An 11,464-nucleotide genomic window follows, 5' to 3' on the forward strand; every position below is an offset into this window, starting at 1 on the left:
TCCATGGATTTATCGGTTTGGATGCTCCTATTCTACTTCTGCTGTTTGCGCTTTGCAATAGCCGGTCCTGCGGGCGGGGAAGAATTTGTTTTACATTGCGCGGGTTCTATAGTATACTACTCCTGTCGGTAAATATCGAATCAACAGGAAAGGCAGGGAACCGTCATGGAACGCAGTGATCCGCGCTATCAGGCGTATGTGGAAATATTAAAGGAAGAACTGATCCCGGCAATGGGCTGCACCGAACCGATTGCGCTGGCTTATGCCGCAGCCAAAGCCCGCGAAGTGCTGGGCATGCTGCCCGAAAGCGTGCAGCTGCAGGTGAGCGGCAGCATTATTAAGAATGTGAAGAGCGTCATCGTGCCCAACACCGGCCACCTGAAAGGCATGGAAGCCGCTGTGGCAGCGGGCATCATCGCCGGCTCGGCAGAAAAGGAGCTGGAAGTGATCTCGGAGGTCAGCGAGGACAAGAAGGCTGCCATCCGGGACTATCTGCAGACGGTGCCCATTTCCATCCAGCACATCGAGCAGGGGCATGTGTTCGATATCATCGTTACCGAGCGCAGCGGGGATTCCTACGCAAAGGTGCGCATTGCGGATTTTCACACCAACATCTGCCTGATCGAAAAGAACGGCCGGGTGCTCTACGAAAAGCCGCTGCTGAACGAGGAGGCCCGGCGGGACAGCCGGGTCGACCGCAGCCTGCTGAACATGAAGGACATCTGGGACTTTGCCGAGACGGCCGACCTGCAGGATGTGGCGGACCTGCTGGAACGCCAGATCCGCTATAACAACGCCATTGCAGAGGAGGGCCTTCTGGGCGACTATGGCGCGAACATCGGCCGGGTGCTGCTTTCTACCTACGGCAACGATGTGTCTATCCGGGCCAAGGCCAAGGCGGCCGCCGGTTCGGATGCCCGCATGAACGGCTGTGAGCTGCCGGTCATCATCAACTCCGGCAGCGGCAATCAGGGCATCACCTGCTCGGTGCCGCTCATTGAATATGCCAAGGAGCTGCACAGCGGCAAGGAAAAGCTTTACCGTGCCCTCATCATTTCCAATCTGGTGGCCATCCACGAAAAGACCGGCATCGGCACCCTGTCCGCCTACTGCGGCGCAGTCAGCGCCGGTGCGGGCGCTGGCGCGGGCATCGTATATCTGTGCGGCGACGGCTATCAGGCCGCCATCCACACGGTGGTCAATGCGCTGGCCATCGTGTCCGGCATCGTGTGCGACGGCGCAAAGGCCTCCTGCGCGGCAAAGATCGCATCCTCGGTGGACGCGGCCTTGCTTGGCTACAACATGTACAAGTGCCATCAGGAGTTCAAGGGCGGCGACGGCATCGTGATGAAGGACATCGAGACCACCATAAAGGGCATCGGCCGTCTGGGCAAGAACGGCATGAAGGAGACCAATGAGGAGATCATCCGGCTGATGATCGAATGAAGAAAAGTGTATGGATCACATGAAAATGTTAGCAAAAAGATGAAATATCATAATTTGCGGTGAAAGATATAAGTATACTTTAATCTTTTGTTGACAAAATAGAAAAAATACCTTATGATAAATGCGAGGTGAGCAAAATGTCTGTGGCAACAAAGGAACAGATCCTGAAGGTTTTAAAGGCGTATAATCCCTGGTGGGGCACAGGCGTGGTAAACCCTGGCTTTACCAAGACATATCGTCGGTTTGCTTACTATGAGGCGATGAAGCGGTTGGAGCAGAAGGACCTGCGGCGGACGATCGTTCTGACGGGTACCCGCCGGGTTGGCAAGACGACGATCCAATATCAGATGATCGACCGATTGCTGAAAAAAGGTGTCCCGCCGCAGAAGATCTTGTTTGTTTCGATGGACCACCCGATGCTGAAGCTGAGCGGTCTGAACGATCTGCTGGAATGCTATCACAGCAATGTGTATGCGGAACAGGATTGCTATTACTTTTTTGACGAGATCCAGTATGCCAGTGATTGGGATAAGTGGATGAAGACGATTTATGACATGCAGCCGGAAACAAAAATGGTTGCAACAGGCTCGGCAAGTCCTGCATTGATGAAAGGAAGCTCAGAGAGCGGTGCTGGACGCTGGAGCGTGATCCAGGTGCCGACGTTGTCTTTTTATGAGTACTGTGCCCTGATCGGTGCAAGAGTCCCGGAGCTGGGGCCGGAGATCCGCCCAACGGCCTTTTTGCATATGGCACAGCAGGAACGAACGGCCGTTATGATAAAGCTGGAAGAAGTGCAGAATTACTTTATGCGATATCTGCGCGTGGGTGGATTTCCGGAGCTTGCACTTGCATCCGATGACTTGATGGCGCAGCAGATCATGCGGGAAGATGTTGTAGACAAGGTGCTGAAACGGGATCTCCCGGCACTTTACAAGATTCGGAGTGCAACAGAGCTGGAACGCATTTTTCTGTATTTATGCAATGTGTCGTCCGAGATCGTCTCGTTTTCTGCGATTGCGAACGATCTTGGCGGAGTGAGTCGCCCGACTGTGGAAAATTATGTGAATTATCTGGAAAGCGCGAATCTGATCTATCAAAGCTGGCCAGTAGAAATGGGTGGCCATAAAATTCTAAAGGCAAAGCCCAAAATTTATATTGCAGATGCAGCGATCCGCAACGCAGTGCTGATGGATGACGACGTTCTGACGAATCCGATCGAATTGGGAAAGATGGTAGAAACTGCAGTGTATAAGCATGTGGCAGCATTTTACTACCAACAGGCAACACGGGTCGGATATTATCGCGGTGGAAAAAAAGACAAGGAAATTGACGTGGTGGTTGATTATCCCAACATCAAAAAGATCCTGATCGAAGTAAAATACCGTGAACAGGCCCCCGTGCCGGATGATTCGATGATTTGCGAACTGAGTGATGAAGCAAGCGCGGCCATTGTGGTGACCAAGCGCCCGGATGATTACGGAACACATCGTGCGCCAAATGGCAAAGAACTGATCCGCATTCCGGCCTTTGCCTTCTTGTATTTGCTGGGCAATGCAGAGCGGTATGGCTACCGCGGCAAAGATTGATTTCAAGAAAAAAACACATTGGCAAGCCCGCACGGTGTTTCCGTGCGGGCCCTTTTGTGCGAAAAGGCACAGCACGTGAAAAAATCATACAAATCCTTCTTTATTTTGTCATAACTCTTCCGTATAATAAGAAGTGGAATACTTTGCTGCTCTGCCCGCCCGGCGGGCATCCGATAAAATGGGAGGAGATCATTATGGCCAACGAAAAGATCCTCGTTGTGGACGACGATACCAATATCTGCGAGCTGCTGCGGCTGTACCTGACCAAGGAGGGCTATCAGGTCACGGTGGCAAACGATGGCGAAGAAGGTCTGGAAAAGTTCAATCAGGTCAAGCCCGATATGGTGCTGCTGGACGTGATGATGCCCAAGATGGACGGTCTGGAAGTGTGCCGCCGCATCCGCAAGGCGGGCAACACCCCGGTGATGATGCTTACGGCCAAGGGCGAGACCTTTGATAAGGTGCTGGGCTTGGAGCTGGGTGCAGACGATTACATGGTAAAGCCCTTTGATGCCAAGGAAGTGGTGGCCCGCATCAAGGCGGTGCTGCGCCGCTGCCAGACCACCACGGCTGCTGCCGAGAGCACCGAGGGCGTGATCGAATTCGACAACCTGCGTCTGGACATGAACAGCTATGAGCTGCGGGTCAAGGGCAAGGTGGTGGAGGCTCCCCCCAAGGAGCTGGAACTGCTGAACTGTCTGGCCTCCCATCCGAACCGCGTCTACACCCGCGATCAGCTGCTGGACGAGGTGTGGGGCTTTGAGTATTACGGCGACAGCCGCACCATTGATGTGCATGTCAAGCGCCTGCGCGAGAAGCTGGCCGGTGCTTCCGACAAATGGGAGCTGAAGACCGTATGGGGCGTGGGCTATAAGTTCGAGGTGCGTCAGTAATGCGCAAAAGTATCTCGGTGGCGTTCTTCTCGCTGGTGTCCACCCTGATGGTGCTGGGCATCGTGCTGATGGGAGCTTCGGAGTGGGTGCTGTTCAAGAACTACTTCGCCAAGGACCGCTACGAAACACTGGATCAGGTGGTGGGTGTCACCCAGCGCACGGCCCAGTATCTGGTCCAGCAGGCGGAGCTGCCGGAAGGCGATGAGCTGGACGCACTGAGCACCAAGCTGGAGATCATCGGCGAGAGCGCAGAGGCCTATTTGTTCTTTACCGACAACGACGGCCGGGTGATGATCGCCTCCAGCCCGGACAAGCTGGAGAGCCTGACCGTGCCGGAAGAAATGATGGAGAAGATCGACGCTTCCGATGCAGATTACTACCATGTGTTCGGCACGCTGGGCGGCATGCTGGACGGGAAAAGCTACATCACGGTCAGCGAAATGCGCAATGAGAACGGCCAGCCCAGCGGCTACCTGTTCCTGTGCTCTTCCGGCGAGCAGCTGACCCAGTTCAAGCAGCAGTTCTGGTCCAACTTCCTGCTGTCGGCCTGTGTGATGCTGCTGTGTGCCAGCATCCTGACCAAGATCCTGATGCGCCAGCTCACCGACCCGCTGCAGAAGGTGACGGATGCTGCCCAGCGCTTTGGCGGCGGGGATCTTTCCGTCCGTGTGGAGGGAGTGGAAGGCGAAGGCGAGGCAGCCGACCTTGCCCGCACCTTCAACCGCATGGCAGACAACATCCAGATGAACGACAACTCCCGCGGTCAGTTCATGGGCAACATCGCCCACGAGCTGCGCACCCCCATGACTACGATCAAGGGCTTTGTGGACGGCATTCTGGACGGCACCATCCCGCCGGATATGCAGAACCACTACCTGCAGCTGGTCAGTGAGGAAACGGGCCGTCTGGCACGGCTCATCCAGAACATGCTGGATCTTTCCAAGCTGGAAAGCGGCGAATATCAGGTAAATGCCCGGATGTTCAACATCTGGGAGACGATCACCGGCGTGGCGCTCTCGGCAGAGCAGCGCATCAACGACGGCATGATCGACATCGACGGCCTGACCATGGACGAAAAGGTGCTGGTCTACGCCGACCCCGACCTGATCCATCAGGTGGTGTATAACCTGCTGGACAACGCCATCAAGTTTACCCCGGCAGGCGGCACCATCCGCTTCGGGGTGGAAAAGCTTGGCCCGGAAGCCGAGATCTCCATCTGGAATTCCGGTCAGGGCATCAGCCCGGAGGCGCTGCCATACGTGTTCCAGCGGTTCTACAAGGAGGACCGCTCCCGCGGCCTGCACGCCCGGGGCGCTGGCCTTGGCCTGAACATCTGCAAGGTGCTGGTGAACCTTTCCGGCGGGCAGATCCGGGTGGAGAGCCAGCAGGGCGAGTGGTGCCGGTTCGTGTTCACCCTGCCCACCGTGGCACCGAACCCCGGCGGCATGAAGCGTCTGCCGGACGAAGCCGGCGGTGAACCCACCGTGGAAGACCCTGCAAGCATGAAGCCCGTAGAATGAACTTCCAGCCAGACTGCCCCGGACCCGGGGCGGTCTGGCTGTTTTGGCGTGGGGACAAACCCTCTCAGTCTGCTCCCGCTGGTCGCAGCCAGCTCCCCCGCAAGCGTCCTCGCCCTCTCCGTCTGCTCACTACGTTCGCATCCACCTCTCCCAAAGGGAGAGGCCTTGGCAAAGAGATGAAGTTTGCGTGGACTGCCAAGGGCTCTCCCTTTGGGAGAGCTGTCAAGGCCGATAGGCATTGACTGAGAGGGCGAGCCTGTTCCCGGCTAAAGTGCAAAGCGACCGGGCTCCCTCTCCGAGGGAGCTGGCAAAGCCGTCAGGCTTTGACTGAGGGAGTTTACTTCGCAAATGGACAAATCTTTCCAAATACGTCATTTCCGTGAAAAAGCCGTTGGCGGGTTTGATTTTTTGCTCGTTTTCATGTAAACTAAAAGATAACCATGCCCATGCTGTTTTTGCGGTTTGAAACCGCCAGCACAATGGGACAAATAGGAATAAAAATTTATAAAATAACGGAGCGTAAAGATAGAATATGGCAATCGTAAGTCCTTCGATCCTTTCCGCTGATTTTGGCAAACTGGGTGCAGACTGCCGCATGGTGCTGGATGCTGGTGCACAGATGCTGCATTACGACGTGATGGACGGCCACTTTGTGCCCAACATCAGCTTTGGCGTGCCGGTGCTCAAGAGCCTGCACAAAAATCTGCCGGATGCCTTTTATGATGTGCACCTGATGATCAGCCATCCGCTGCAGTATGCGGAAGCCTTCATCAAAGCCGGTGCCACCCTGTACAACTTCCACCTTGAGTGTGAGGACAATATTCAGGCCACCATCGATGCGGTCAGGGCGCTGGGCTGCAAGGTGGGCCTGACCATCAAGCCCGGCACCGACCCGCAGGCGCTGGCACCGTATCTTGACCAGCTGGATCTTGTGCTGGTGATGAGCGTGGAGCCCGGCTTCGGCGGGCAGAAGTTCATGCCCTCGGCGCTGGACAAGCTGCGCTGGCTCAAGGCAGAGCGCGAAGCGCGCGGCGCACACTATCTGCTGGAAGTGGACGGCGGCGTGGACAATGCCACCGCGCCCCAGTGCGTGGAAGCGGGCGCTGATATTCTGGTGGCGGGCAGTGCGGTGTTCGGCGCAGCAGACCCTGCTGCAGCCGTGCAGCACCTCGCCAGCCTTTGAAAGGATAACCATTTATGGATGAATCTTTGATCCGGGAGCAGGAGGCACAGCTCCAGAAGACCGGCCGCTACTATAAGCATATCTGCTTTATGGCGGTGCCGGTGCTGTGCATGGCCTGTTTTCTGTACGGTGTGCGCCCGCTGCTGCTGTGCGGCATTGCGGTGCTTACCGGCAACCTGTGCGACCGTCTCGTTTCGCTGCTGCGCCGCCGCGTGTATCAGGGCGGTGACTTTTCCAACGAGAGCTTTGCGCTCGTCATTGCCCTGCTGATGCCGGTGACGGTGGATATCTATGTTCTGATCGCCGCAGTGATTGCAGGTGTGCTGATCGGCAAGGAGATCTTTGGCGGCTACGGCAGCTACCCCTTCAACCCGGCTGCTGTGGGCTATGTGGTGGCGGCAGTGTCATGGCCGGAACAGGTGTTCCGCTATCCGCAGCCCTATACGAACATCCCTTTGTGGGACGCTTCCATGGTGCCGGTCTCCAGCGCCATTGAGGACACCCTGCGCAGCGGCGGCATGCTGAACATCGGCTCGCTGGCGCTGGGTCTGGGCGAATATGCTGCTCCCATGGGCACCGGCGCTGCGCTGGTGATCCTTGCCTGCGGCCTGTTTTTGTGGACCCAGAAGGATGCCCACATGTCTGCATCGATCAGCTTTCTTGTGACCTGTGCGGTCATTGCGTTCTTCTTCCCGCGGCAGGCGGGCCTTGCCGACAGTGCCGTGCTGTCAAATATCCTGCCCCGCCTGCAGTGTGTGCGGGATGAACTGCTGACTGGCGCGATCCTGTTCAGCGCGGTGTTCCTGATCAACGAGCCTTACACCTGCGTGCATCACCGCATGGGCCGTGTGCTGTACGGCGTGCTGGTGGGCGTTGTGAGCATGGGCTTCCGCTACTATGGCGTGTACGAGACCGGTGTGTGCTTTGCGTTGCTGGCGGTCAACAGTGTGTCGGCATGGATCGACCGCACCGAGGCAAAGCTGTATCACCTGACCCATCTGCAGGCAGATGCCGGAAAGGGGGCAGCACAATGAGACGCGCAACGGCTGAACTGATCGTAAAAGACTCCGACAAGTTTGCCCACCACGACCGGGTGTTCCTGAATAACCCGGTGGTCATGCAGGGCATGGGCCTTGCCCCGCTGGTGGTGCTTGCCACCAGCGGCCAGAATGCGGGGATGCTGGCGGCGGCGGTGGCGCTGCTGCTGGTGCCCTCCCGCGTGCTGGCCTGTCTGCTGAGCCGCCTTGTGCCCCTGCACGACGAGGACCCCGCCCCGGAAACGCTGCAGAAAAAGCTGCTGCCCCGTGCACTGGTGTACGGTTTCAGCACGGCGGTGGTGTATCTGGCGGTGTATCCCATCCTGAATATGCTGTTCAGCACCAGCCTGCTGAGCCTTGGCATCTATCTTCCCATGCTCACGGTGGAGCCGCTGCTGACCTACCGCTTTGGCCGCGTGCAGGAGACGGTGCACAAGGCTGTCTCCAAGGGCCTGCGCATCACGGTGGGCTATGCGCTGCTGCTGGTGCTGCTGGGCTGCGTCCGTGAATGGCTGGCCGCAGGCACCATGTTCGGTGTGGTTGTCAGCCGCCCGGTGCTGCCCATGGCAAGCATGCCGGCAGGCGGCTTTATCGTGCTGGGCGTGCTGTGTGCCGTATGGCGTGCACTGGCCCAAAAGCGTAAGGCATATCTCACCAAAGAGGCACGCAACCTTGTGGATGTGCATTCCCAGAAGGAGGCGGACCGCGAACAATGAGAGATGTTGTAACAACAAGTGCAGTGTTCTTCAGCTATGCACTGCTGGCGGTGTTCGCGCAGAACGCCGTCTTTACCCGTGCACTGGGCGTTTCGCGTCTGGTGCAGCTGGTGGGCGATGACCGCACCAGCAGCTGGCTGTTTGGTATGCAGCTGTGCATCACGCAGATGCTGGTAACGCCGTTTGCGTGGTATGCTGGCAGCCGGATCACGCCGCTGGCAAACCGTGCCCAGCTGCGCCCGCTGGTGTATATTGCCAGCATTGCCGTGGTGTGCGTTCTGGAGCACGCCGTGCTGTGGCTGGCGAAGGGCTTGCCGCACCGCAGCGCATTGCTGCGCATCGTGCCGCTGGCGGGCCTGAACAGCTGTGTGCTTGGCACGGTACTGGTGGAGCGCACCCAGAGCTTTACGCTGGGGCAGAGCCTTGGCTTTGGCCTTGGCAGCGGCCTTGGCTATGTGCTGGCGGTGCTGCTGGTAACGGAAGCCCGCCACCGCCTGCGCAGCAAGGCCATCCCGGAAGCATTCCGCGGCCTGCCCATCACGTTGGTGTATATCGGCGTGCTGGCACTGGCGATCTATGGTTTCACCGGACATTCTGTGATCCTGTAACATTGGCAGGGAGGAGGATCGACAATGGCAAAGTATAAACGTCAGAAGGTCAAGCGCTACCGCCGCAGCTTCTACAGCCGCGGTACACGCATCAAAAAAGGCATCGGCATCGTGGTGCTGGTGCTGGCGGTGCTGGGCGCAGCCTGGCTGGCAGCACCCCACGTGCTGGACTGGGCTACCCACACCTGGTATACTGTGGTGAAGAACCGTGATCTGGAAGCCGAATCGGCATCCCGCGCAGCCGCCTCGTCCGAAGCAGCTGCATCCTCGGCGGTACAGGAAGCGGCTTCGTCCCAGCCGGAGCCGGAACAGCCCAAGGAGCTGGACGGCAAGGCCATTACCGGCGGCAGCTGGGCCGCAGTGGATGTGAGCACCCTTGCCGATGATGCGGCCATCCGTGCAGCGGCGCAGCAGCTCAAGGCGCAGGGAGCGGATTACGGCCTTGTGACCCTGAAGGATGCCGACGGCAGCATCCATTATGCTTCGCAGGTGGCGGCGGCTTCCGGCAGCATCGCCGGGATCACTGTGGACCCGGCCCGCATCGCGGCCATCTTCCGGGAGGAGGGCATCATCCCGGCGGCACAGCTTGCGGCCTTTACCGACCCGGTGTCCGGCTATACCGACCGCAGCATGGCCGTGCATTACAGCGGCACCCAGCTCTGGCTGGATAACGTCAGTGCCAAGGCCGGCGGCAAGTCCTGGCTGGACCCCAGCGCAGCATCCGCTGTGCAGTATGTGGGCGATCTGATCGAGGAGCTGCACGGCATGGGCTTTGAGCAGGTGGTGCTCACTGGCGTGCAGTTCCCGAACATCATCACCCGCAAGCAGGAGTTTGCAGCGGCGGGCGGCAAGAGTCAGGAGGGCCGCGCTGCCCTGCTGGCTGCGGATATCAGCACATGGCAGGCCCGCTTTGACGGCAGCGTGGTACTGTGGCTGAGCTACCCGGCCCAGCAGTGCACCGACGCTTCCGATGCACTGGGTGCACCGGCTGTGAGCCTTGGAATGCACAACCTGATCGTCACGGCGGATACGCTGGACGCGGCGGCACGCGGACAGCTGCAGCAGTCTGCCGCCGAAGCCGGTGTGCAGAACGTTGTGATCTGCAGTACCGAGAGCTTCCAGTAAAAAGAACATGGATCGCTTTGGTTATTGTAAAAGGGAGAGATCTACTATGAACACGAAATCCTGCTTTGCACCGGCCCACATCCTTCTGCCTTCGGCACAGATCCCGCTGGAAAAGTGGGGCTGCATCGCCTGCGACCAGTTCACCAGTGACCGGGATTACTGGCAGAAGGCCGAGGCCGTTGCAGCGGGCAGCCCAAGCACCCTGAACATGATCCTGCCGGAGGTCTATCTGGAGGACGGCGATGCCGATGCACGCATTGAGAAGATCCATGCCGCCATGGATGACTATGCCCGGAACGTGCTGACCCGCGCGGTGGACGGCTTTGTTTACGTGGAGCGCACCGAGCAGAGCGGCAAGGTGCGGCAGGGCCTTGTGGGCATGGTGGATCTGGAAGCCTACAGCTACCGCCGCGGCGCACCCTGCGCCGTGCGTCCCAGCGAAAGCACGGTGGAAAGCCGCATCCCGCCCCGCATGAAGGTGCGCACCGGTGCCGCGCTGGAAACGCCCCATATCATGATGCTGGCGGACGACCCCGGCTGCACCCTCATCGAGCCGGTGGCGGCGCATAAAGCTGAACTGCCCAAGGTATACGAGGGCGAATTGATGCTGAACGGCGGCCACATTGCGGGCTGGGCTGTGGAAGACCCTGCCCTCATTGCGCAGATCGAAGATGCGCTGGCTGTGCTGGGCAGTCAGGAAGAATTCGACAAAAAGTATCCGGATGCCACCCGCCGCGACCCGCTGACGCTGGCCGTGGGCGACGGCAACCACTCGCTGGCCACTGCAAAGGCCTGCTGGGAGGAGCTGAAAAAGACACTCACACCGGAGCAGGCAGCAAACCATCCGGCCCGCTGGTGTCTGGCCGAGGTGTGCAATGTGCACTCGCCTGCGATCGAGATCGAGCCGATCCACCGCGTGTTGTTCAATGTGGACTGTGCAGCGGTGCTGCTGAGCCTGATCACGTGGAGCGATTCCAATATGGCCGGCTGCAGCTTTGGCGGCAGCAAGCAGCAGCCCTTCACGCTGGCCGGGCCGCACATGTCCAACGTGCTCAGCTTTGAGGACCCAACCGCACCGCTGACCGTGGGCACCATTGACGAATTTATCGAATACTATCTTGAGCACCACAAGGAAGCCCGCGTGGACTATGTGCACGACGAGCCTGCTGTGCGCGCCCTGTGCAAAAAAGGTGCTGTGGCATTCCTGATGCCGCCGTTTGCCAAGAGTGACCTGTTCAAAGGCGTTGTGATGGGCGGCGTGCTGCCGCGCAAGACCTTCAGCATGGGCCACGCAGAAGAAAAGCGGTACTATGTGGAGTGCCGGAAAATTACGGAATAATTATTGGAGAA

At 58.6% G+C, this 11,464-nt stretch carries 10 protein-coding genes; all 10 read left to right on the forward strand.

All coding sequences use genetic code 11. The features are described 5' to 3' along the window. Positions 1–165 precede the first annotated feature (165 nt). The 10 genes from DWV57_RS09665 to DWV57_RS09715 all read left to right on the forward strand — a co-directional run bounded on the left by DWV57_RS09665 (position 166) and on the right by DWV57_RS09715 (position 11,453). Complete coding sequence (locus DWV57_RS09665) at positions 166–1,446, forward strand: L-serine ammonia-lyase, iron-sulfur-dependent, subunit alpha (protein ID WP_120020656.1); 1,281 nt, start codon at positions 166–168, stop codon at positions 1,444–1,446. Positions 1,447–1,589: 143 nt separating this feature from the next. Beyond that, positions 1,590–3,032: an ATP-binding protein gene (locus DWV57_RS09670; RefSeq protein ID WP_207666255.1), complete on the forward strand. Its 1,443-nt coding sequence runs from the start codon at positions 1,590–1,592 to the stop codon at positions 3,030–3,032. 194 nt (positions 3,033–3,226) lie between these two features. Next, positions 3,227–3,925, forward strand: coding sequence for a response regulator transcription factor (locus DWV57_RS09675; RefSeq protein ID WP_005938284.1), 699 nt, complete (start codon positions 3,227–3,229; stop codon positions 3,923–3,925). Continuing rightward, positions 3,925–5,445, forward strand: coding sequence for a HAMP domain-containing sensor histidine kinase (locus tag DWV57_RS09680; protein ID WP_120020658.1), 1,521 nt, complete (start codon positions 3,925–3,927; stop codon positions 5,443–5,445). The genes DWV57_RS09675 and DWV57_RS09680 overlap by 1 nt, the downstream gene beginning before the upstream one ends. Before the next feature lie 532 nt (positions 5,446–5,977). After that, a complete protein-coding gene (gene rpe, locus DWV57_RS09690; RefSeq protein WP_118528462.1) occupies positions 5,978–6,628 on the forward strand; it encodes a ribulose-phosphate 3-epimerase in 651 nt (216 codons plus the stop codon). A 14-nt stretch (positions 6,629–6,642) separates the two neighbouring features. Next, positions 6,643–7,662 carry an RnfABCDGE type electron transport complex subunit D gene (locus tag DWV57_RS09695; RefSeq protein WP_120020660.1) on the forward strand — a complete coding sequence of 340 codons (1,020 nt, stop codon included), beginning with the start codon at positions 6,643–6,645 and terminating at the stop codon, positions 7,660–7,662. Then, positions 7,659–8,381 (forward strand): Rnf-Nqr domain containing protein, encoded by a 723-nt coding sequence (locus tag DWV57_RS09700; protein WP_120020661.1) that lies wholly within the window; start codon positions 7,659–7,661, stop codon positions 8,379–8,381. The genes DWV57_RS09695 and DWV57_RS09700 overlap by 4 nt, the downstream gene beginning before the upstream one ends. Further along, positions 8,378–8,989: an Rnf-Nqr domain containing protein gene (locus DWV57_RS09705; protein WP_097777054.1), complete on the forward strand. Its 612-nt coding sequence runs from the start codon at positions 8,378–8,380 to the stop codon at positions 8,987–8,989. The genes DWV57_RS09700 and DWV57_RS09705 overlap by 4 nt, the downstream gene beginning before the upstream one ends. 24 nt (positions 8,990–9,013) lie before the next feature. Continuing rightward, positions 9,014–10,114, forward strand: coding sequence for a putative glycoside hydrolase (locus DWV57_RS09710; RefSeq protein ID WP_118528454.1), 1,101 nt, complete (start codon positions 9,014–9,016; stop codon positions 10,112–10,114). 46 nt (positions 10,115–10,160) lie between these two features. Then, positions 10,161–11,453, forward strand: coding sequence for a DUF1015 domain-containing protein (locus DWV57_RS09715; RefSeq protein ID WP_120020662.1), 1,293 nt, complete (start codon positions 10,161–10,163; stop codon positions 11,451–11,453). The last annotated feature ends 11 nt before the right edge of the window (positions 11,454–11,464 follow it).

This window comes from Faecalibacterium sp. AF10-46, assembly GCF_003604105.1.
GTDB classification, from domain to species: domain Bacteria; phylum Bacillota; class Clostridia; order Oscillospirales; family Ruminococcaceae; genus Faecalibacterium; species Faecalibacterium taiwanense.